The organism is Vibrio penaeicida, from assembly GCF_019977755.1.
Classification (GTDB): Bacteria; Pseudomonadota; Gammaproteobacteria; order Enterobacterales; family Vibrionaceae; genus Vibrio; species Vibrio penaeicida.
Genome location: NZ_AP025145.1, coordinates 1,931,661 through 1,953,010 on the forward strand (window position 1 = coordinate 1,931,661; position 21,350 = coordinate 1,953,010).

Annotated in this window: 23 protein-coding genes; 2 read left to right on the forward strand and 21 right to left on the reverse strand. The window is 43.9% G+C overall.

Annotated features, from left to right (window positions below; all coding sequences use genetic code 11):
* Positions 1-6: 6 nt before the first annotated feature.
* The 13 genes from LDO37_RS26905 to LDO37_RS26965 form a co-directional block, all read right to left on the reverse strand.
* A complete protein-coding gene (locus LDO37_RS26905) occupies positions 7-954 on the reverse strand; it encodes an acetamidase/formamidase family protein (RefSeq protein WP_126607560.1) in 948 nt (315 codons plus the stop codon).
* On the reverse strand, positions 944-2,557 hold the full coding sequence (locus LDO37_RS26910) for an ABC transporter substrate-binding protein (protein WP_126607561.1): 1,614 nt from the start codon (positions 2,555-2,557) through the stop codon (positions 944-946). Before LDO37_RS26910 ends, LDO37_RS26905 begins: the two co-directional genes overlap by 11 nt.
* A gap of 14 nt (positions 2,558-2,571) precedes the next feature.
* The gene (locus tag LDO37_RS26915) at positions 2,572-3,498 is read right to left on the reverse strand and encodes an ABC transporter permease (protein ID WP_101111539.1); all 927 of its coding nucleotides are present in this window, start codon (positions 3,496-3,498) and stop codon (positions 2,572-2,574) included.
* A complete protein-coding gene (locus LDO37_RS26920; RefSeq protein ID WP_126607562.1) occupies positions 3,495-4,343 on the reverse strand; it encodes an ABC transporter permease in 849 nt (282 codons plus the stop codon). Before LDO37_RS26920 ends, LDO37_RS26915 begins: the two co-directional genes overlap by 4 nt.
* Positions 4,343-4,924, reverse strand: coding sequence for an ANTAR domain-containing response regulator (locus tag LDO37_RS26925; RefSeq protein ID WP_126607563.1), 582 nt, complete (start codon positions 4,922-4,924; stop codon positions 4,343-4,345). Before LDO37_RS26925 ends, LDO37_RS26920 begins: the two co-directional genes overlap by 1 nt.
* On the reverse strand, positions 4,921-6,045 hold the full coding sequence (locus LDO37_RS26930) for a transporter substrate-binding protein (protein WP_126607564.1): 1,125 nt from the start codon (positions 6,043-6,045) through the stop codon (positions 4,921-4,923). The genes LDO37_RS26925 and LDO37_RS26930 overlap by 4 nt, the downstream gene beginning before the upstream one ends.
* Positions 6,046-6,518: 473 nt before the next feature.
* Positions 6,519-6,974 carry a GNAT family N-acetyltransferase gene (locus LDO37_RS26935; RefSeq protein ID WP_126607565.1) on the reverse strand — a complete coding sequence of 152 codons (456 nt, stop codon included), beginning with the start codon at positions 6,972-6,974 and terminating at the stop codon, positions 6,519-6,521.
* A gap of 35 nt (positions 6,975-7,009) precedes the next feature.
* Positions 7,010-7,579, reverse strand: coding sequence for a hypothetical protein (locus LDO37_RS26940; RefSeq protein WP_126607566.1), 570 nt, complete (start codon positions 7,577-7,579; stop codon positions 7,010-7,012).
* 102 nt (positions 7,580-7,681) lie between these two features.
* The gene (gene gloA2, locus LDO37_RS26945) at positions 7,682-8,071 is read right to left on the reverse strand and encodes an SMU1112c/YaeR family gloxylase I-like metalloprotein (RefSeq protein ID WP_126607567.1); all 390 of its coding nucleotides are present in this window, start codon (positions 8,069-8,071) and stop codon (positions 7,682-7,684) included.
* A gap of 108 nt (positions 8,072-8,179) precedes the next feature.
* Positions 8,180-8,923, reverse strand: a complete 744-nt coding sequence (locus tag LDO37_RS26950; protein WP_126607568.1) for a sporulation protein — start codon at positions 8,921-8,923, stop codon at positions 8,180-8,182.
* 101 nt (positions 8,924-9,024) lie between these two features.
* Positions 9,025-9,372 carry a hypothetical protein gene (locus LDO37_RS26955; RefSeq protein WP_126607569.1) on the reverse strand — a complete coding sequence of 116 codons (348 nt, stop codon included), beginning with the start codon at positions 9,370-9,372 and terminating at the stop codon, positions 9,025-9,027.
* Between the two features lie 52 nt (positions 9,373-9,424).
* Entirely contained in the window at positions 9,425-11,413 is a 1,989-nt protein-coding gene (locus LDO37_RS26960; RefSeq protein WP_224055631.1) for a YadA C-terminal domain-containing protein, read from the reverse strand.
* 508 nt (positions 11,414-11,921) lie between these two features.
* Positions 11,922-12,356 (reverse strand): hypothetical protein, encoded by a 435-nt coding sequence (locus tag LDO37_RS26965; protein WP_126607593.1) that lies wholly within the window; start codon positions 12,354-12,356, stop codon positions 11,922-11,924.
* Between the two features lie 269 nt (positions 12,357-12,625).
* On the opposite strand from LDO37_RS26965, the gene LDO37_RS26970 reads away from it, so the two are divergent.
* On the forward strand, positions 12,626-13,258 hold the full coding sequence (locus LDO37_RS26970; RefSeq protein ID WP_126607571.1) for an SDR family NAD(P)-dependent oxidoreductase: 633 nt from the start codon (positions 12,626-12,628) through the stop codon (positions 13,256-13,258).
* Between the two features lie 99 nt (positions 13,259-13,357).
* Here LDO37_RS26970 and LDO37_RS26975 read toward each other — a convergent pair whose 3' ends face one another.
* The 8 genes from LDO37_RS26975 to LDO37_RS27010 form a co-directional block, all read right to left on the reverse strand.
* Positions 13,358-14,371, reverse strand: coding sequence for an acyltransferase family protein (locus tag LDO37_RS26975; protein ID WP_126607572.1), 1,014 nt, complete (start codon positions 14,369-14,371; stop codon positions 13,358-13,360).
* A gap of 385 nt (positions 14,372-14,756) precedes the next feature.
* Positions 14,757-15,233, reverse strand: a complete 477-nt coding sequence (locus tag LDO37_RS26980; protein WP_126607573.1) for a GNAT family N-acetyltransferase — start codon at positions 15,231-15,233, stop codon at positions 14,757-14,759.
* 470 nt (positions 15,234-15,703) lie between these two features.
* Positions 15,704-16,150, reverse strand: a complete 447-nt coding sequence (locus LDO37_RS26985; protein WP_126607574.1) for a methyltransferase family protein — start codon at positions 16,148-16,150, stop codon at positions 15,704-15,706.
* 65 nt (positions 16,151-16,215) lie between these two features.
* Positions 16,216-16,803, reverse strand: coding sequence for a Crp/Fnr family transcriptional regulator (locus LDO37_RS26990; RefSeq protein ID WP_126607575.1), 588 nt, complete (start codon positions 16,801-16,803; stop codon positions 16,216-16,218).
* Positions 16,804-16,849: 46 nt separating this feature from the next.
* The gene (locus LDO37_RS26995; protein ID WP_126607576.1) at positions 16,850-18,349 is read right to left on the reverse strand and encodes an SgrR family transcriptional regulator; all 1,500 of its coding nucleotides are present in this window, start codon (positions 18,347-18,349) and stop codon (positions 16,850-16,852) included.
* Between the two features lie 27 nt (positions 18,350-18,376).
* Positions 18,377-19,381, reverse strand: a complete 1,005-nt coding sequence (locus LDO37_RS27000; protein ID WP_126607577.1) for a Gfo/Idh/MocA family protein — start codon at positions 19,379-19,381, stop codon at positions 18,377-18,379.
* A gap of 442 nt (positions 19,382-19,823) precedes the next feature.
* Positions 19,824-19,958 carry an entericidin EcnAB gene (locus LDO37_RS27005; protein ID WP_126607578.1) on the reverse strand — a complete coding sequence of 45 codons (135 nt, stop codon included), beginning with the start codon at positions 19,956-19,958 and terminating at the stop codon, positions 19,824-19,826.
* A gap of 124 nt (positions 19,959-20,082) precedes the next feature.
* Positions 20,083-20,478 carry a RidA family protein gene (locus tag LDO37_RS27010; RefSeq protein WP_126607594.1) on the reverse strand — a complete coding sequence of 132 codons (396 nt, stop codon included), beginning with the start codon at positions 20,476-20,478 and terminating at the stop codon, positions 20,083-20,085.
* A 173-nt stretch (positions 20,479-20,651) separates the two neighbouring features.
* Between LDO37_RS27010 and LDO37_RS27015 the strand changes: the two genes are divergently transcribed.
* Positions 20,652-21,347, forward strand: coding sequence for a helix-turn-helix transcriptional regulator (locus LDO37_RS27015; protein WP_126607579.1), 696 nt, complete (start codon positions 20,652-20,654; stop codon positions 21,345-21,347).
* The last annotated feature ends 3 nt before the right edge of the window (positions 21,348-21,350 follow it).

Consider the following 21,350-nt stretch of genomic DNA (forward strand, 5'->3'; position numbering starts at 1 on the left):
TGACTCCTACTCGAACACTACGTTAGGCATGTAGAATGTGACGAGCCAATTTGGCGCATCGACAATTTCACTGATCCTTAAGTCGCCACACACTGAGCAGAGCATGTAAGCTTGCTCTGGTGCCATATGATGTTGAGCGCAAAGCAAATCCACCATTTGGCTCACAGCGCTCCGTGCGCCAGCCATCAGATCTGGCTCTACCCCCGTAGTGACTTGATACCCTTTACTGTCTAGGTGGTTAGTCACGGGGCCGGTTGTGGTGAAATAGGGCGTATCGATTTTTAGGTTATCTACAACATCCAGTTCGACCACCACATTCATTGGGCTCTCTATCGCGGTTCCGCATACTTCCCCATCACCTTGAGCTGCATGGGTATCACCGATAGACAATAGCGCCCCTTCCACTTCAATAGGCAGATAAAGCGTGGTACCAGCCGACAAATCTCGGATATCCATATTGCCCCCCACTCGCCTAGGGGGCACAACAGAATGGTCACCGTTTTGTGCTGGAGCAACGCCAATGGTGCCAGCAAACGGCTTAAGTGGCACGTTGGCGCACTGTCCAAAAGCCGCTGGGGCTAGGGTTTGCGTGTCGTACGACCAAAGGTTCAATGCTGGGGATTGAAATTGGTCTGCCAGCAATCCAAAACCTGGAATATTGGCGGTCCAGCCAAACCCGCTGGGCTTGAATTCGTGAATGGTCATTTTCAACACATCGCCCGGTCTCGCACCTTCAACGAATATAGGCCCAGTTACTGGATTGATTTTGCCAAAGTCCAGCCCTGCAATGTCTTCAGCCGTAGAAGAGGTGGTGAGTTGCCCACCAGAGCTGTCTAAACATTCAAATTCCAATGTGGTTCCCCGCGCCACATGGTACGCGGGGGAAATGGCGTTATTCCAACCATGATGATGGTGGACGCTATGGATGGTTTTCACAAATGAGTTATTGCACATCTTTAGCCCACACATTTTCATAGTTAACAGGAATATGAACCGGATCAACGAAGATACTGGTGTCTCCACCTAAGCGTTCAGAACGAATGGTAAAACGACGTTCGTTAAATACAGGCACCCAAGGTGCATCAGCCATCAAGTCGACGTAGATGCTTTCCCATTCTTTCATTCGTTGTGCTTGCTGTGATTCTGCCACCATGGCATCGGCTTTTGCTGCTCTATCATCCAGTGCTTCGTTGCAATACCAAGCCCAGTTCCAGCCGCCATCAACTGCGCCACCACAACCAAGAATCGGTCCATAGAAGTTTGACGGATCAGGGAAGTCTGCAATCCAAGCCATGCCGCCAGACCAAATCATTGGCGCTTGACTGGCGTCGCCCCCAGCGGCGATCACATTGGCTTGCGCGAGTGCTTTAATTTCGGCTTTCACGCCAATTTTCGCTAAATCTTGTTGAATGGCCTGTGCAATACGTGGCTGAGGATCGGTATTCGCGACGTAGATTTCAGTGCTGAAACCGTCTTTAAAACCTGCTTCTGCTAGCTTGTTTTTGGCCATTTCTGGGTCGTACGCGTAGCCTTTGTAAGACTTGGAATATCCGGGCATAGCAGGAGGCAATGGTTGGTTCGCTGGTGTGCCGCGCCCATTAATGATTTGTACAATGCGACGTTTATTGATCGCCATATTCACAGCTTGGCGTACCTTCACGTTATCGAATGGCTTCATCTTCACGTTCATGGTGATGTAGCCGGTGTGTAATTGGTCGCCAGCAATAATTAAAGGTTTGTATTGCGGGCTGTTTTTCATTTGAAGAAACTTCGCTGGTGGGATGCCATCACCCGCAATATCCACTTCTCCTTTTTCTAAACGAAGCAGCGCGACCACAGGCTCTTGCCCAACTTCAAATCGAATCTCATCCAAATAAGGTAGGCCCGATTTGTTGTAAGCTTCATTGCGTTGGAAGGTGAGGTATTGCCCTAGTTTCCATTCACCCAACTTAAATGCCCCTGTTCCGACAGGGTGCTTACCAAAGTCTGCACCCCATTTTTCGACGGATTCTTGTGGCACCACAAAGGCAAAGTTGATCGCCAACACATGAAGGAAGGTGGCATCAGGGCGAGACAGTTGGAAGCTAACGGTGTAATCGTCGACCGCTTTAACACTTTCTAGCTCTTTGGACTGGCCATTGTTAAACGCCTCAAACCCTTCTAGCGAGCCAAAAAATCCAGCGCCTGGACTTTGAGTCGCTGGGTTAATGGTACGTTCAATGGAATACTTCACGTCTTGCGCTTTGACTTCACGACCGTTGTGGAAGCGAATACCTTGTTTAAGCTTGAAAGTATAAGTTTTGCCGTCGTCAGATATGGTGTAGCTTTCAGCGAGATCCGGTTCCAACTCGGTGGTACCCGGCTTGTAATCCATCAACCCATCAAACAGTGCTTTGATCATCGACCAGTTTTGCCAGTCGTAACCTATCGCAGGGTCTAGCGTTGAAACATCATCCTTGTAAGTCACAATCATGGAGCCGCCTTGCTTCACTTCTGCCGATGTCAAAAAAGACACCGCCATCAAAGATAAAGCCGCGGTAATAGCTAACTTTTTCATCACACTTTTCCTTGTTACAGTTTTTTTAAGTCAATCCTTGGATCAACAAACGGTGAGATCAGATCAGCCAGCAAATTCCCCAATACAATAGCTACCGCAGAAACCAAGGTGACGCCCACAATAATGGGTATATCGACACGTTGAATTGCTTGCCATGCTAGCTGCCCTATGCCCGGCCAACCGAATACAGACTCCACCACCACCATGCCGCCAATGAAAATACCTATGTCGATTGCTATCATGGAAATGATCGGCAAAATCGCGTTAGGGATCATGTGTCGGCATATAATCCTTGTGTGGCTGAGCCCTTTGGCTTTGGCCGTTCTTATGTAGTCTTGATGCAGCACTTCGATCATCGAAGAACGCATCATCCGCGCGTACCACCCACTGCCCAATATTCCTAGCGTAATGGCGGGAAGCACCAAGTGTTTCCATTCACCATATCCCCCAATCGGGAACCAAGACCATTGCACAGCAAATAGATATAAAAACATCATTGCTGCAACGAAATGTGGAGACGATACCCCCACAAATGAAAAAATCATCAACCCACGGTCAATCAAGCTATTGCGTTTGAGCGCAGCAATAATGCCCAGTGAAAGCCCTATCACGAGTTCGACGCCAATTCCGGCTATCATTAGCTGTAAAGAAGCAGGGAGGCGAGAAGCAATCAACTCTGATACTTCCGTTTTTTGTAACCACGAGCGCCCCATATCTCCTTGAAGCAAGTTGGTTAAGTAGCGCCAATATTGCTCATAAAAAGGTAAATTCAACCCAAGTTGTTCGCGAATATTGTTGACGGTTTCAGCAGTTGCGCTGCGCCCGGCGATTTGCCTTGCAGGATCGGCCGGCAGCAAATAGAGCAACAAGTAGGTAATGAAGGTCACGCCTAGCAGAATAAAAGCCGCATGCAGTAAGCGCTTCAATAGGTAGTAGCTCATCTGGCTTCTCTCCCATTCAGAGTTGGGTCGAGTGCATCGCGGAGTGCATCCCCCAAAATGTTAAAGCACAGTGAAAGCAAAATAATCACGCTACCAGGGATAAACACCAGCCAAGGTGCCACACTGAAATAGGTTTGATTTTCGAAGATAATGTTGCCCCAGCTAGGAATAGGAGGCTGTACACCTATCCCTAAGTAAGAGAGCGTCGCTTCAAGTAAAACGGTGGTTGAAATGCCAAGTGTCCCCCATACCAACATCGTCGGTACTAAATGTGGAAAGACATGGCTGAGCAATATTTTTGCTTCTGAAACCCCAATCGCTTTTTCCGCAGCGATGAAGTCTTTTTCGCTGATCGCCAACGTTTCTGAATACACAACCCTAGCGATTTGGACCCAATTGACCATGGCGATGACCATGGCAACAATCCACAAGCTGGGGGTAAAAATGGCCGCAAGCGCTATCGCCAAAAGTAGCGCTGGAAAAGCCATCATAAGATCGGTGAACCGCATCAATACCGTGCCAATCCAGCCTTTAAAATACGCTGCGGTAACCCCTACTGCCGTTCCAATAATGATGGCAATGCCATTGGCAACGAGCCCAATAAGCAAAGAGGTTTGAGAGCCGTAGATAATGCGCGATAAAAGGTCTCGCCCCAATAAGTCTGTTCCTAACCAAAAGGTTTCATTAGGAGGGAGAGGCGCGCCTTCTAACGTTAGCCCTTCAAAGAACTGCTCAGTTGGGTCATAAGGTGCGAAAAGGTGTGCACCCACCGCTAGGCAGACAATAGCGCATATGACCACCATCGAGATAACGACCGAGGGGCGCGACAATAACTGATTCCACATTAGCCTTGACTCCTAAGCCTTTCATAGCTCATGTTGCCTTGCGATAGCTCTAGACAAATTTGCTCCACAGGTAGGTTTCTGTGCATCGAATATTGTCGCAAAACCTCATACGCTTTTTGCTCGGTGAGCTTGTGTGTTTCCATCACTTTGATCACCGCTTCTATTACAATAGGGCGAAGCTTATGACGTGTTCTCAAAGTATCTAATTCTTGGTGTAGCGCCGAATGTTGCTGAGAGAGTTTTAATGCCATGTGAAATGCAGAATACAACCCCACCTGGTGAATGGGTTTGCCAACAACCGACATCGCCCCCATAGAGATGGCACGTTCTATTTCAGTGGGGGAGCCATGAGCCAGCAACCCAACAACGGGCATGGATTGCCGAATCGGTTTTTGCACAGCAATATCAGCAAAATAGTGTTGCACGTCAATGAGTAAAAGATCCGTCGGTTTATCGTCGATATGGTCGCTGATATGGCAATAAATCCCCATTCGCTCGGTCGCTTTTTGGATCTGGCTGCATGTTCGCTCATCTGCTGAAATAACCGAGATCTTACTGATGGATAACGTTGAGATACTCATTTGACCACCCTAAGCCGAGCAGGCATTTCTAGCTCATCAACATCGGTAAGGAACCCCTGAGCAATAAGATAGGGGTTGGGTTCGATTGGGGCGTAAGATTTCACCATGCGAAAATCCGACCCATCTCGCTCCCCAATAAAGCAGGGTAACACCGCATGCTGATTATTGGAGATAGCTAACGTGTGCCCCATTGGGGTTTCTGTTCGTACTTTATGTAGAACTGAGCGTACGGACGTTACGTCATCACTTCCTGCTAATGAAATAGCATTGGCGAGACTAAGAATAGAAAGATAAGCGCCGACAAAGTTGCTTGAGACGGGTTCACTGTCTGATATTGCCAATTTTGCTGTATCGGTAAATTGGGGGTCTATCGATTGCAAAAAAGTCAGCGCAGTGAACAAACGTAAATTTGGCAAGGCGCGAATGCTTGCCAGTTCACATTCACTGAGGTTGCTGCTCAAGACTGGGAGGGAGTCGGCGCTCCATGCATCATTAAGTTGATGCAAAAACGCGTAGCTGGATTCTCCAACTAAATTATTAATGACAAAATCAGGCTGATGGGATTTCAGGTTCTCTATCGACAATCGGAAATCTTTGGTATCGAAACGATAGTAGCTGTCTTCTACTATCTCTCCGCCTATGCTAGCGATAGCATCTCTGGCTATACGGTTACTTTCCCATCCCCAAACATAATTGGAGCCAAGAAGTGCAACTCGCTTACCAAAACGTGGAACCGCATATCGAAGCATTGGCAATAAGTTCTGATTAGGGCAAGCCCCATGGTACACAACATGCTCGTCGCATTCGTATCCTTCATAAGGTGAGCCATACCAAAGCAGTGCCTGATACTCATGCACATCTGGGATCACTTCCTTGCGTGCACTCGATGTTATCGTGCCGACAATGTGTTTTATCCCTTGCTTCAACAAAGACTGAGCGCCTTTGATGTATTCGTCCATGTTGCCTTTCGGATCGATATGATGCCCTTTCAACTGGAATTGAAAACGTTCATCTGCGTTCACTTTTTCAATCGCATAGCGAGCACCAAGTAAGGCGTTGTAACCTATCTTTCGATAAGTGCCCTCTGTTGAATAAAGTAAACCTATGTGAAACGTATCCATACCTAACTTCCACGGCTAATTGTTCTAAGCTCTGCTTCCAAGCAGCTGAATTTTGCAAATAAAAAAGCCTAAATGAATTCGAATAACCGAATTCATTTAGGCTTCGTTACCTTGCTACGCATTTTTATGAGTCTTAATCGAAGCATGCTTCGTGCTCATCCTTTTTCTTGAAATTGGCTCGACAAGAAAAAGTGCATCAGTACTTAATTAAGCCCTGAATACCATTTAGTTTTACACCCCACATAATTTATGGTCAATATGTTAAATAGCGATCCTAAATAACCTTGTAAACACACTGTCTCGAAAATGGAACACCAATATCAACATCACATACTCATTAAAAGGCATATAAAATATAGAGATAAGTATTGAAACTTCAATGCATTAGCTTAAAACACAAAATCAAAGAAAATGTTATAGCATTCCAATAGTTAAATAACATTCTCTTATTTAAGACAGTTGCATTATCCCCTTTAGGGCTGGGTTACATCCCAGCGAAACAGGATATCCTGCAACCCTTCTTCATTGTCGCAGTCTCCTATACTCGCTAAAAAGCCGTGCTTTATATAAAAGGATTGCGCACGTTTGTTGACTTCAAATGTTCTTAACTCTAGGAAAGAGTCTGCTTGGGACTTTGCCATCTGTATGAATTCACTACCAATACCTTTCCCTTGATAATCGGGGTGAATATACAATTGGTTAATCTCATTGGGTTTTATTGCGATGAACCCAACGGCGTGTTCAGAATCGTTCACGGCAACAAAAATACGATAAGACAAGGGGAGAATATGGGAGAGGAAATGCATCTGAGATTCAAAAGAATGCACGGGGTTAATTCCCAAGCTCTGACGCATGTTTTCACGCCAGAATGTGGTTATTTCTTCTGCATGACATTCTTTAAAAGGCACTATTTTGTAGTTTACAGCCATATCACCTCCTTTGATTTGCCTTCAAGGTGTTTTAACTAGTATTCAAACACGGAATACGACCAGTAACTTTCGCCTGTGGATTCCGTTTGTTTCCATCCTTGGGATTTGAGCTGTTTAGCAATGAGTCTATTCATTATGCCATGTCCTAGCAAAAATACGCTCTCATGTTGGTTCGCTAACGCACTTAAATAATTCGCCCCTAACCTCGCTCGCTCTTTTGCTTCATGAATAGGCTCTCCATTTTTAGCAAAGCCAAACAACCAACAAAGTCGAAAAATCATAGCCCAGCAGAGAAAATTTAGCTTGGGGGTTTGCCAGTTGAGATAGGGTAAGTCGGATTCTCGAAAGCACTTTTGTACGTGATGTACCTCCTCTACCCCGAGTAATCTCACAGACGAAATCGCCCATGGTAACTGGCTGCTCACGGCTATGTTACAGCCTTGTGCCGCCTTAATCGCTTGCTCACTAGGAAGCGTAGAGAAATTTAAATCCGACGATTCGTATTCAAGCACAAGCGATCCAAGATCATGGGAAGAAAACCTTTGGCTTTTCAAACTGTGCAGATCGAGTTCTGGTTGCCCATGCCGCATCAAAACAATTTTCAATGGCTCGTACCAACTAGCAAAAAATGAAATGCGATAGTAAATCGAAACATCTAATGTTGAAGTTAATTTGTGCTAAACAAACCAGCCATTTTGAACAGAAAACTAAGTAGAAACTTCGTAAAGTTCGAGTGGAAGCCCATCAGGATCTTGAAAAAATGTATAGCGACTTTGAGTAAACTCATCGATTCGAATGGGTTCAATCTCAACATTATTCTTTTCTAGGTGTTCAACAACGTCTTCGATACAAGTAACTGAAAATGCTAAATGTCTCAGCCCTCTGGCTTCTGGTCGAGTCGGTCTTTTAGGTGGGTTGGGAAAGGAAAACAATTCGATCTGGTTGCCATTTGGAAGCGCCAAATCGAGTTTGTAAGATGCACGATCTTCTCGGTAGTTTTCGGCAATAATTTTCAGTCCCAAAATGTCACAATAAAATGCCTTAGAGACAGAATAATCGGAACATATGATCGCAGTATGATGAATTCCCTTTAGCATGATCTGTCCTTATCATTGAGTCCTCCCAACGCTTCTCGTTTTACGCGTTCTACGCTACGTAAAGTATCGGGAGGATTTTTGTGCTTTTCGTAAGCCAGTTTAAAGACTTTAAACAGAAAGAACGCGAGATACCGCAGCTTGCACTTCTCGCGCAGAAGCGTTTCGGTTTAGCGTGAAGGATACATATTGATCTCCACGAAGACTCATTGCTCGGTCAACTTCAGCCAAACAATGAACCACGTCGCCCTCTAGAATAAACGATAGTTCAATCTCTTTGCTGGTGACAAAGCCATTGTTGCGAAATTCAATTTCCTGATAACAACCTGAGTGCGACTGAAATGTGTTCGCGCGTAAATGCCCTTTTTCAACGTCTGCTTTTACCATCGTAAACCCTGCTGATTCGATAGCAGATATCACGCTGGAGACGACAGGGAGAGGTTTCACCTCGACAAGATCTCGGTCTTTAGGGTCGATAGCAAAATCAATATCCAACGTTGTTTCTACCCAAACATGACATAGGTTGTTTAGTGCATTCAACGCAGTCACTGGCGTTTCGTCGTGAAGCTTGAGTTCAAAATTGACTTGTTTCTCTTCACCCGGGCCAATAACAAAAGGCTCCACCGCTTGAAGATGCCCCAACACAAATGATGGGTAGCTTGTGCCACTGTCTGATTCCTCTTTTACTTGAGTGCAAAGTTTCAGTTTTATCGCATCAATTTGTTGCTCAACATCACCGCCTTGAATATGAACAGTCCCTTCTAACGTTTCACCTTGAGAAAGGCTCATGTTGTGCAACACCGTATCCACTTTCGCCGCACCAATACCTAATGACGCCTTTAACTTTCCAAACATCTGTATTCCTTATTATGTGTTGAGACAGTGATTAGATATGGGTTGTAGCACGTAGATTCAAGCATCAATAACGATACATCACTCGAAAAGCTGCCGTCGACTTAGAGAAATGATTCTTCTGACTGCAACTGCTCAAGCTTCTTTTCCCAACGCGCAAGTTTGGTGCTCGCCACTTGATTCAGTACGTGTTCCATTTCTTCAATATTGCGTATTCCTTGTTTATTCAGTTGCAAAAATGCAATATCAAGCGCACAAAGCGCAACATCAATGGCTTCGCCAACCACACCATCTTTACCCCCTTTTTCGCTAGGCAATTTTTTCTGCTCAACCTGAATCTCAACAGCCAACTCCCCTACTTCTTCTGTCAGTTTGAAAAAATTAAAATCAAACGTTCGAGTGTAACCTTCTACCCCAGCAATAGAGGCTTGAATGAGTTTTGTTGTAAGCACAATGACCTCAATAAAAAAGGGCGCAAACGCGCCCTAGGGATTAAAAATTCACTTAAAACGCGTATTGCACACCTGCACCAGCAGATAGCTCCGTTTTAATACCGTGACCTTGGGTAACGTTAGTAGTTGCAGACATTGACCAGTTAGAATCTTGGAAGCTATGTGCAAAACCAACGGCTATTGCTTGAGCTTTACCAGCAAAGCCAGTACCGACACCAAATGCCGTTTGACCACCTGACACCATTGGGCGAGCATTGTTAATAGCGTGGGTTCCAGCCATCACTCCATCCATGCGCTTGTCCATTTTATCGAAGCGTTCATTGTACTGAGCTGCCTGTGATTCGAAGTCTGTACGCAAGTCATTAATAGCCTGAGTATTTTTTGAGATATCACTTGATAACGAGTTGTACGCGGCTTCCCCAGTTGACGCAAGCGATGCCCCTGATTCACGAATACGATCAAACTCTTCTGCAATTTTACTCGCTACACTGTCATTAATATCAAAAGTATCGTTTTTGCTACTATCACCTATCTCTTTTTGCAGTTCCTTATATGCTTCCACCGCTTCTTTTCGAATTTCCGCTTTTGCTGAATCAATAGCAGCCTTACCTTCAGCATACATATTTTTCATTTCAACTTTAGCTACTTCATACGCTTGCTCACCCGCTATATCTATTCGCTTATTAACCTCTTTTGAGACAAATTCCGCCCCACCATCAACATCAATATTGGTTAACGTGTCGATCTTCTTATTTAGTTCGTTATAAGCCAATTCTGCATCTTTTCGAGCTCCAGAAAACGCTTGCCCTGTGCGCGCTTCGATGTTACTCATCCGAGTATTTGCCGCGTTCACAGCAATTTGCCCTTGTTTCGCTAACTCTCCACCAACAGAAGTAATTCGCTTGTTTACTTCATCTGAAGCGATATCGACAGCACCATCGATATCAACCCCCGCTACGGCATCAATTTTTGTATTTAAATTGTTATAAGCCAGTTTTGCGTCATTTCGAACGCTAGAAAACGCTCTCCCTGTGCGTTCTTCGATGCTATTCATCCGAGTATTTGCCGCGTTCACAGCAATTTGCCCTTGTTTCGCTAACTCTCCACCAACAGAAGTAATTCGCTTGTTTACTTCATCTGAAGCGATATCGACAGCACCATCAATATCAACCCCCGCTACGGCATCAATTTTTGTATTTAAACTCTTATATGCACTCTGACCATCCTCGCGTAGAGAATTGTTCATTGAATTTAAACGAGTATTGACTAAATCAACGCCTTGCGCTTTTGCTTTGGCAAGTGCAGAAGCTCCATCTTGACGCACTGAGTCATCCAATGCCGCCAAGCGCGTATTCATATGCGATAGACCATCAGCTTTGACCGTATCTAATGCATGTACTGCGTCTGCTCTTACAGCATTATCCATGGCTGAAATGCGATCCGTTACGTACTCAACACCTTGATCTTTTGCTTTGACAAGTGCAGAAGATCCATCTTGACGTAATGAGTCATCCAGTGCCGCCAAGCGCGTATTCATATGCGATAGACCATCAGCTTTGACCGTATCTAATGCATGTGCGGCGTCTGTTCTTAGAGTACTGTCCATAGCTGAAAATTGTCGCTGAACGCTTTTTATCTCAGCTTTACCTATAGACTCAATTTTTTTAACTCGCTTTAATAAATTAATTGGATCTGTAGGGTCACCATTTACATCAGGCAAATCATCTATTTTCCCATTAATTTTTCTACCATTTACAGAAAACACCTTTCCATGTCTGTCGAAGTTAACGTGATGCTTTCGACCGTTTGCGTCGGTAACTTTGTATGAACTCATACCTCCATCAACCGTTCTATCTTCAATAATGGCTTTGTTTCCATGATCATCAATTACAATACGCGTTTTTCCAGAATCAACGACGGTGAAGTTATCGCGAAGATGTTTATCAACACTTTCAATATCTATAACAATAGGAGCGATTGCTGCAGAAACATTAATGGAGAAAAAAGAAGCAATGGATAGAGCGATAAGAGATTTTTTCATCTTAAAACCTTTGATTGGTTAAGACGTCCATGTTTCACATAGAGAGCCTTATCCATCCAGCTCTCGATCCAAAAGATTTGTCGTCAAAACCAATACCCACACCCGAAACTGTAAGCAATAAAAAAGCCTCGATGTGTCTCATTCTTGACAACGAGGCGTATAGTACACATGCTGACTTTAGATTTAAAGGTTTTATGTTGAATTATTTAATATAAAACCTTAAATGGTTTTTAAGGCATTGAAAAGCAAGTGATTTTAAAAATATATTTTTAAAATGTCCGTTCAGAATTTCAAGTGCTAACGATTTTCGAGGAAAGATCCACTTGGATAAAAAGAAAAAGGCGTTATTCAAAAATGATTCGTAACAGTAACAATCTATAAATAAAGGAGAGTGTGAAAAGGTAACCAAACAAAAAAAGGATTACATCAAACAATGATGAAAATGACTATTTTGAAATGATTGTGCCTACTGAGAATGAGGCGTCGAATTGAATTTAATGTATTGCCATCAACTGAGCTTTTCGAGGTACCAAGTCCCGTGACACGGTCCGTTGTTTAGGTTCCACTTCCCATCAATTCTATCGCTCGTGACCTTGCCTGCAAATCGATAATCCCATTGGCTATGGCTTGCATACAATGTCAGATCTTTGTTCTCTGATACCCAACCTTTAAGCGGTGTTCCGTTGTATGTGAGAACAAAGGTGACCAGTCCATCAACCACGTCGCCTTCTATTGTTGTTGGCTCGCATAAGCTGCTGCTTGATTCATTGATCCGACGCCCTACCCATTTCCCATCAAATTCACTCGATACACTAAAATCAGGCGCTTCAGGCAATTTAGGGAACGAATCTGGGTTACTTGATGCAAACCAATCAAGTTTGCTCCCTACCAGCAGAAAAGCCACAAAGGAAAAAGTCAGTGTATACGCCGCTATTTTTTTCATCATTCAGTGCAACCAAGAAGCAATAACCAAATGAATTATATGAAATAAAATTCAAAATCGGGTGATTCGATGTAAACCCTGCGATTCGCTTCTCAATAGAAAACAACCAGCTAAACGGCGTTTCTCCACAAGGAATATACGCCACTTGTATTCAACCTTTGTTCCGTCTTGATCGGACCAGTGTGTACGTAAACGATTCCGTGTTTAATCTATTGGTAATCTTATAGTTAGACATGTAAATTATTCTTATTCACATTTGGAGATTTACTATGAATACCGTCGTTATTTGGGGAGCCGCCAGCGGTTTAGGTGCTGCTATGGTTGAGTACTTTCATCAGCACGATTATCAAGTTATCGCTGTTGCTCGCACACCAGAGAAAAACCCTCGCCTTGCAGAACTTGGGGTTAAAGCGTTGATCTGTGATGCCACCGTTGAAGCGCAGGTAAAGGAAACCGTCGGTCACATTCCGAAAGAAGCATTGGTTATTTCGACCATGGGGAGTTTTCGCGCTGAAGTACCCGTTGATTACATTGGTCATCGCAACTTAACTAATGCGCTAGAAGGGCACGACATAAAGCGCTTTTTGCTGGTCACCTCTTTGGGCTGCGGAGATTCGTGGCAGTACTTATCAGAGCGTTCAAAACAAGGGTTTGGGGCAGCAGTACGTGAAAAATCTTTGGCGGAATCTTGGCTTCAAAGCAGCAACGTTCCTTTCACTATTTTAAGACCGGGCGGCCTGAAAGATGGTGAAATCACAGAGAAAGGTGAGCTGTCTCAGAACGATGAAGTGCATGGGCTGATCCATCGCAGTGAAGTCGCGCGTTTAGCGCAAAAATTGCTTACTAATGACAGTGCACTTGGTCAAGTTTATCAGTGCATTGACCCAACACTCACTTGGTAACACCCCAAGGTATATACTCAAGTAGCCTTTAGTATCCTATTTCTAGAGAACCCAGCAGAAAGTGAACTGTTTTGCTGGGTTGTTTAACGAAGCCGCACGTTATTGGTCACGTGGCAGGAAAAAGCGAGAAATCGGTGCAGACAAGATAAAAGGAATACGAAACGCCTCAATGATTTTGTGCGCCACTAAAGGTGCCAGTGTGGCCACTGCCATACCGACAATCAAATGCACCGATGCAGACTCAATCCCCATCCCTTTTGTTAAAACCACTCTCACGCCACTGCCAGCCAATATATGCATGACATAAATCGACATCGACGCTACTCCTAGCGTTTTCAAAAACCCAAACGATCCTTTAGATAACGTGATGGATAGTGACGTGACAAACGCTATAGAGCAAATAGCAACAATCAGTGATTCTGCCCCTCTCTGACTGTAATCCATACCCCACAAGCCGTGATATACCCACTGAATAAAGGCAAATAAAACTAACGTAACGCCCAGTGCCGCACCAGATTTAAAGAAGCGATCTAAAGCGTACTGAGTGAAGATTATTCCTAAAAAGAAGAACACTAGATTTTGAGTTAAGAAGTTAATCAGAGTGACATTTGGCAAAAATGAAGCAAATACGTACAGCAATACCGTGACGACAAAAAGCCCCACCCCCAACGCTTTAGAACCGATGGAATACACGACAGAGCTGACTAGAAACACAAAGAAAAGCGCATATAAGAACCAAAACTGGGCTCTTGGCTCCCAAAGCAACGCAAATACATCACTGAAAGACACATTCCCGTTAGTGTAGTTCGATAAAACGGCTTCAATACTGCCTTGCAATAAAGACCACAAAACGTACGGGTAGAAAATGGTGTCCATCTTGCTGAACATCAGTTTCTTAGCACCTCGCTTGGAGAATGAACGATAAAAAAACAACCCTGACAAAAAGAAAAATAGCGGCATGTGAAAGCTATAAACCACGCTATCTACCATATGATAAAACGCAGTAGGCATATCTATATTGGCGTTGAACAACCCTCTCGCCACATGCCCATACACTACAAGTAGAATACCTATACCTTTTGCGTAATCGACCCAATCCGTTCTATTTTCCACGTCCTACCCTATTTTATTTTTGCTTATTGGCTGAGTTACGACGATCTGTTAAAGCTCGCCAAAATCCCTCAAATAATGCCTTAAATGCATGACTCTTATTTGAGACGACTTGACTTTTTCCTTACATCTCAAGCCAGTGAAACTGCAAAAACAAAACAAAACCATTAATTTCAATTATTTAAGTAGATATCACTCATTATTGTTACAGTACTAGCTCAACAGGATTTGAACCAGCTTCACAGCCTCAAGTTTCAATATTCACGTTATATTGGATACTTGAAAGGCTCAGCTGGCTTTTAATTTTGGGGGAGGTATGTTTAACAAACTCAATACAATGGGGGGTTACTATTTCAATTTAGCTTGCACCTATAAATAACGATAAAACTTAACTCGTTAACATTTTCATAAGCCGAATATCAATGATGGTTTCGCCGTCGTATTCCGTTTTTTCGAATTCACCAGTCTCAACAAAACCAAGCTTTTGATAGAACCTCATTGCCGATTGGTTACTGTCTAGAACGTAAAGAGAGATCGTTTTGATAGCCTCTGATTTTACCACTTGATTAAACGCATTCATCAACTGTGTTCCGACGCCTTGTCGGTATAGATAAGGAGAAAGGTAGAGCTTGCTTAATTCGATAACGTCCGAATGGGTGGGATTGATGTAGTAGGATAAAAAGCCGACCACTTGCTGGTCGCGCTCAGCAACAATAACGCATTCACTTTCCGTTTGAATGATGCTGTTCCATTCTTTTCTTCTTACATCTAGGTTATAACCTGATATGTATCCTTGAGGCATTAAGCCTTCAAACGCCACGCCCCAAGAATCCACATGTATCTGGGCAATTTGGTTTATACCCAAGTAACCTCAAGATGCTAGGTTCAGCGAGAGTTAACTGGATTTCAGGCAAGGCATCGATTGGTAGATCTAGTGGTTCTAAATCAAGAATCGATAACGCAGTATGAAAGCCAGTTAAACTCGCCCTTGGGAGCCCATATTCTGCCCCACTTCATCGTCTAAGAACTTGGAAAGGACTCGTCATTCCGCTGCGTTCTTGTCCTTGAATTGAAACAGAATATGAGGCTCTGAATCCTACACCTTGAGGTCACTTGGGTATATCTCTTTTAGTAACGCGGATCTTATCTTTACAGTCATTGTGTTTTCTCAGTACTTCTTTTTCTATAAACTTACCTGTTTTCTCACCAAGTAAGGCGGCAAACCTTAACAGAATTCATCATGCAAACTGACGGGAATAGCATGAAGTGGCACGCATTTTACCCTTATTTCATACACGCTAAATCAGCGACCTTTTGGGTTAACCTGACTTCGAGTTAGATCCAACGCCTAACAGAATTTTGATATAAGCTGTATTCTTCACCAAATTTCTTGATCATTTCTCGCTCTTCATAGGCGATATACCACCGATCCGAAACGACAACATAGAACACAACCAACAAAAACGATGAAATAGCTGCGCCGAATAAAACAGCAAATCCAAACAACGCAATGGAGAACCCAAGGTACATAGGGTTTCGGGTGAATTTGAATGCGCCCGTTGTTACCAGCTTTCCCGGTTCATCAAACGTCATTATGTTGGTTCCAACTTTGCGAAACAAAGCGCTACTTCTACCCGCGAGGGCAATACCAAAAGCAACAAACAATAAACCTAGAAGTGAATAAGGCATAGCGATTAAATGAGGTGAATTGGAGTACCAGCAAATGGTGCCCATCGCAAAAACCGTCAGCACAAATAAATAGGGGGGAAGTAACTTTTTCATCTGCGTATCCTAAAAATTCAATGAGGAAATGCAGTCTACTCATTTAAAAAATGGCGAGCCTTAACCTATGTTAATCCCAATTCTCTGCGTATACGTGAAAGCGTGACATTAGTAATACCAAGGTACATAGCCACATGACGCAATGGAATGAGGTGGCTTTCATCCGCAAATTCGCTTAGAAAGTTTTGGTAACGTGTCTTAGCATCCAGTAGCAAGAACTCGGCCTCTCGGCGTTCCTTCTTCAGAACCAATTGCTCATATACCTTTCTGACAAAGGCGTTCCAATAAGGGTGTTTTTCCGACAAGGATACAAGGGAAGAATAAGGGATAGAAGCAAGACTGCATGGTGTGATGGTTTCAGCGTAAAAAGGGCTTGGAGAATTCGCAACCAGCGAACTAATACTCGTGAATGCGCCTCCCGCTTTTACTAAGGATTTGTTTCGCTCCACCCCTTCCAAATCGAGATAATAATAACGGCCAACACCCTTAAGTAAAAAATGCACCTCTGTAACGTTATCACCCACCGAAAAAATCGATTGTTTCTCTTGGAATTCAGTAAATGAAAACTGCTGAAGATCAATGGTGTCGTATTGAATATTCGGCACGACCCGAGCCAAGAAATGTTTTAATCGCTGTTCAGATGATTCGCTCATTTTCCCTACTATCTTAAATTCCGTCTAACGGATAGATTATGTCGAACTACCATTCTAACGGCAGATCCGAAATCCAGATATCGCCCAAGTCACACCAACCAAACCCGTTCACTCGTGCATTCTTAATTTTTTTGGAAACGGCCAAATTAAACGACTCTTGCTTCAATTCCTCCAACATACCGAGTGCTTTTGCTTTGGCTTTTAGTGCTTCTAACCCTTCCAATGCATCGGCATGATTTGTACGCGAACGAATGCCCTTGATATCACTCTGAAAACAATCTGAACGAAATGGGTATAAGCAAAAGAAAGACAACCACGAAATAAACGCATCGTTTTCATCAATAATACTGCAAAAAGCCTGTTCGAAATCTTGGTGGTAGTGCCCATAGGGGACAACTTCAACGGTGTGATTTTCACCGTTCGTGTTTAAAGCAGCAAAACTTAGCGCTTGGCATTCCGATGTATCTTCGCTGCTTATCTTCGAGTTGTCGCTGCAAAATCCAATATCACTACCATCTTCCTTGTTCAGGATTTTTAAAAATGTAGACGGCTTTTGGCTTTCAATGGATTGGGTTTGATCGGGCATTTGTAGGCACACTTGGTTTACTGCGCAGCTTTTGCTTTTCGCCCACTCTGAGTAAACCCACAATTCAACACGTTTCAATATTGCAGTGCTATGGCTGTATCGGTCATTCCGACTGAGTCTAAGCATCTTTGAGGAAAAAACATCAAGGGAAAAAGTACCTGACCCTATCAAACGTTCACTGAAAGGCAGTTTAAAGATTGATGCTTCCGCTCGTGAAAGCAACCGAGGTAAATGCCAATCTGCCTGACTCAGCGTGATTTCTATTAGCTCGTTCGACGTCGCCTTCACACTTGTTATGTGTCGATACAAACGCGACCAATATTGATTCGAAACAAGAGCTTGCAAGCATCTCACCACGTCTTGAGCACCCAGCAAACTTCCATCATGAAAATGCACGCCGCTGCGAACTTGAAAATGCCAGCACGTCGCACTGGAATTGCTACGCCATTGATAAGCAAGATCACCTTCTAACTTGCCATTATGGGTAGAGGTTAATCGTTGGCAGATCTGAGTCACCAAAAAACGCTCCGTACGGCGTAAAGAACTGAACGGGTGTAATCTTTCTAGCTCTCGATGAAATGGGATATAAGCGATGCGTTGAATAGCTTCTTGCGATTGCGCTAGGTAAGCTTCCAGCTCTTTTTGAGGATCTCTGCCCCCGAAAGACAGCACATTAAGAAGCTGCTCTACGTTACCGGAATCAGCCAAAGGATTCGCGATTTCATAACACGCTTCTATCGGCTCAATACGGCAAGACAACCGTGCTTTTTTGTTTCGCCCAGATTGGGCAACCCAATCGATCCACCCTGCTGCTACCATTTTTTTCAATAGCGTTTGAACGTGCCGCTCACTGACGTGCAAGAGCGCCGCCAGTTCACTTATCTGACATTCCGATGTTCCTGGACCATAAGTGCTAAACAGCCGTTCGTAGATATCGAGTTTGCGTTTAAGGTTTTCCATTCCATCCTTTTCTTTGTGTTACGGGTTTTATCTCTGCGTTAAATGTGCATAACCCGCGTCTACTAAGCTGTGCTCCATAATCGACAATACCTGCTCGGTCACGTGAGGTTTTAAAACAGCAGATAGGTGCTTTTCATCAAGCAGGAGCTGCGAAAAATGTTCTATCTCGTATTCAAACCCATTCCCTTTAATCGGGTGGTTTATAGCAAATGACCCATTTTGAGTTTCGATGCTGATATGGCTGGGGTTCCACCACTTATCATGAATGGTAATGGTCACACCCTTGCCTTTTAATAGTGCCTCGCGAGGCAGGTTTTTTACGATGGAAGCAGAGATTGTTCCGCTTATCGCTCCATCAAATTGGAAGAGTGCATCTTCATCCACTTTGGACTGTGTAAAAGAGGTCGACATTTTAACGGCTGGAGTGGAAACCTTAACATTGAGTGTGTCACACAAATCGCAGAACAGCCATAAACCGTAAACGCCTACATCCAATGTCGTCCCGCCTGCCAGCTCGTGATTGAAAATGAACAGGTCTGGGTCGAAATCATGCTCATTACCAAAGCCCGCTTCTATCGAAGTCAGTTGAATTTGGTTATCTACTAAGTAGCTCTTCAACTCTTGGTATGCGGGAAACGCCACCGTTTTCATGGCTTCTAATAGCAAAACACCTTGTTGTTTTGCTAATGCGCTCATGGCAAGCCAATCCGCCACGTTCGTAAAAGCAGGCTTTTCCACTAGGACATGTTTTTTATGTTTAAGGAACAATTCTGTCAAAGGTTGATGGTAAGGATGGACAGTCGCCACGTAAATAGCTTGTACGTTCGGATCTTTCGCTAACGCTTCGTAGCTGCCATAAAAGGTATCGCAGCCATATTTCTCTCCAAAACCTTGAGCTCGGTTTTGGTCTCTGGCTGCCACTGCATACAACTCGGCATTGTCGCAATGTTGTGTTAAGGCGGTAGCAAAGCGCGTCGCGATGTTTCCTAACCCTGCGATGCCCCATTTTATCTTGTTGTTTGATGCGTTCATTGTTTAACTCTGTGATTTAGCTTAATACGCAACAGTTTAGCGAGAGACTACGCTATTTAATATGGAACAAAGCCGCTGAGTTGTTCTGTGTTTTTCTCTCAGAAGTGTTTTTCCAACAAAAAAGCAGCGTATTCAAAATACGCTGCTTCTTAGGGTCTGTTGATCTTTCGCGGTTAAATTTTGTTCGACTTCTATGCATTTTAATCGCGGCGCAAGGTGTGTAGCCTAGTCATTCTAAGCAAATACCTTGCAACAAAGAGTAAAGTGCATAGAAGTGAACCCTTCGGGCAGCATTTGTGGCCTATTTCTACTGCGTTATCGCCTATTGATGTAGAGCAACTACATCGAATAAGCTCTGCCTTGTATAAATAACCCACAAATTGCTGCAAAAATCATCTCAAAAGGTCAACAGACCCTAATAATCCAATAAAAAGTGAGCCTATTACTCAGTCGCGTCGTGGATAGTCTCTTTTGTATCTTTCCAAATCTCGGACGAATCGTCTTTAACGCCTTCCCACGTTTTTGCGCAACCACCGAGAACAAAACTCATAGCAACAATTAAAAAAGACACTCTCATAATGTAAATCCTTACTCGTTATTATCTTGTTGTGAATTCTAACAAAGAAGGAAAAACAATGCCTGCGCAATAACTAGACGATTCCTAACTGACTTAGCTATGAGAGCGATAAGCTTGGTATAGTTCAATCTGCGGCTATTGCTTCTATTTCAAATAGCAACTCAGGTAGTGCAAGCCGGGTAACCCCTAGTAGCGTCATCGGGGGGGCTGCGTTGACTGGTCCCATTCGCATTCCGAGAATATCGAAGTGTTTCATCGCTTCATCCACATCAGTAGTATAAATACGCAATTGAGTAATATTAGCGAGCCCCATATCTGCTGCTTTTAGTACCGCCTCAAGGTTATCCATTGCCAATGCGATTTGGCTCCGCATGTCCCCAATGTATTGCGGCGCACCTTCTGCATCCACCGCTGTTTGCCCTGCGCAATTTAGCTGACGACCCGCGCCTTCAATAATTTCAGCTTGGCTGTAGCCAAGATTAAGAGACCAATTCCATGGGTTAACGGCTGTTCTTTTCATCACTTCTATTCCTATGTTAGGTGAGTGGAATAGAGCATAACGGCACCCTACTGACAGCATGGTGTCAGTAGGGTTAATTTAATATACTCACCTAATCAAGGGCATATCACTGAGCTAACGCCACAAGTACAAAATTCAGTGATGACAACAAATTTCTACGCAGGAGCAAAAGAATGAGACGAGCAGATAGGCTACTAAAAATGGCTCATTATCTTAGAAGCCGCCATCGCGCCGTCACCGCACAGCAAATTGCCGAGGAATTTCAAATCTGTACTCGCACTGTTTACCGAGACATTCAAGATTTGGTTACATCGGGCGCACCTATTTATGGCGAAGCAGGCGTAGGCTACATCATCGACAAGAAATACTACCTTCCCCCTGTCACCTTTGATATTGATGAGCTAGAAGCAATCGGCCTTGGCATAAGCATGGTGCGGCAATGGACCGATGATCCCTTTGCTTTGAAAGCGACAAGCGCTCTTGAAAAAATTCAAGCGATCTTACCGGCCCAGCTTCAAGGTGAATATCAACAAATCACTACCTACTCCATGCCAAGTGAAGCGATTCTTCCGTGGAGCATCAGTTTCTCTGACTTACGAGAATGCATACGCGAAAATCGAAAAGTCGATATTCATTACTGTGACGATAACAAGAAAACGACTTCCCGAACGCTGCGCCCACTTGCACTGATATTTTTCAGCCCCGTTTGGCTGCTGGTTAGCTGGTGCGAAAAAAGGAAAGACTTCCGCCATTTTCGCCTCGATCGTATTCAATCGATGGTGTTAAGTGACGAGTATTTTGAAGATGAAGAGGATAAAAATCTTGAAGCGTATAAAGCCCAAGATGAACAATGTGAGGGGATAGGGTGATTC

What these genes read in the sequence shown, in the direction of transcription:
- LDO37_RS26905 (WP_126607560.1), bottom strand. Translation starts at nt 954, where the DNA reads ATGTGCAATAACTCATTTGTGAAAACCATCCATAGCGTCCACCATCAT.
- LDO37_RS26910 (WP_126607561.1), bottom strand. Translation starts at nt 2,557, where the DNA reads ATGAAAAAGTTAGCTATTACCGCGGCTTTATCTTTGATGGCGGTGTCT.
- LDO37_RS26915 (WP_101111539.1), bottom strand. Translation starts at nt 3,498, where the DNA reads ATGAGCTACTACCTATTGAAGCGCTTACTGCATGCGGCTTTTATTCTG.
- LDO37_RS26920 (WP_126607562.1), bottom strand. Translation starts at nt 4,343, where the DNA reads ATGTGGAATCAGTTATTGTCGCGCCCCTCGGTCGTTATCTCGATGGTG.
- LDO37_RS26925 (WP_126607563.1), bottom strand. Translation starts at nt 4,924, where the DNA reads ATGAGTATCTCAACGTTATCCATCAGTAAGATCTCGGTTATTTCAGCA.
- LDO37_RS26930 (WP_126607564.1), bottom strand. Translation starts at nt 6,045, where the DNA reads ATGGATACGTTTCACATAGGTTTACTTTATTCAACAGAGGGCACTTAT.
- LDO37_RS26935 (WP_126607565.1), bottom strand. Translation starts at nt 6,974, where the DNA reads ATGGCTGTAAACTACAAAATAGTGCCTTTTAAAGAATGTCATGCAGAA.
- gloA2 (WP_126607567.1), bottom strand. Translation starts at nt 8,071, where the DNA reads ATGCTAAAGGGAATTCATCATACTGCGATCATATGTTCCGATTATTCT.
- LDO37_RS26950 (WP_126607568.1), bottom strand. Translation starts at nt 8,923, where the DNA reads ATGTTTGGAAAGTTAAAGGCGTCATTAGGTATTGGTGCGGCGAAAGTG.
- LDO37_RS26960 (WP_224055631.1), bottom strand. Translation starts at nt 11,413, where the DNA reads ATGAAAAAATCTCTTATCGCTCTATCCATTGCTTCTTTTTTCTCCATT.
- LDO37_RS26965 (WP_126607593.1), bottom strand. Translation starts at nt 12,356, where the DNA reads ATGAAAAAAATAGCGGCGTATACACTGACTTTTTCCTTTGTGGCTTTT.
- LDO37_RS26970 (WP_126607571.1), top strand. Translation starts at nt 12,626, where the DNA reads ATGAATACCGTCGTTATTTGGGGAGCCGCCAGCGGTTTAGGTGCTGCT.
- LDO37_RS26985 (WP_126607574.1), bottom strand. Translation starts at nt 16,150, where the DNA reads ATGAAAAAGTTACTTCCCCCCTATTTATTTGTGCTGACGGTTTTTGCG.
- LDO37_RS26990 (WP_126607575.1), bottom strand. Translation starts at nt 16,803, where the DNA reads ATGAGCGAATCATCTGAACAGCGATTAAAACATTTCTTGGCTCGGGTC.
- LDO37_RS26995 (WP_126607576.1), bottom strand. Translation starts at nt 18,349, where the DNA reads ATGGAAAACCTTAAACGCAAACTCGATATCTACGAACGGCTGTTTAGC.
- LDO37_RS27000 (WP_126607577.1), bottom strand. Translation starts at nt 19,381, where the DNA reads ATGAACGCATCAAACAACAAGATAAAATGGGGCATCGCAGGGTTAGGA.
- LDO37_RS27005 (WP_126607578.1), bottom strand. Translation starts at nt 19,958, where the DNA reads ATGAGAGTGTCTTTTTTAATTGTTGCTATGAGTTTTGTTCTCGGTGGT.
- LDO37_RS27010 (WP_126607594.1), bottom strand. Translation starts at nt 20,478, where the DNA reads ATGAAAAGAACAGCCGTTAACCCATGGAATTGGTCTCTTAATCTTGGC.
- LDO37_RS27015 (WP_126607579.1), top strand. Translation starts at nt 20,652, where the DNA reads ATGAGACGAGCAGATAGGCTACTAAAAATGGCTCATTATCTTAGAAGC.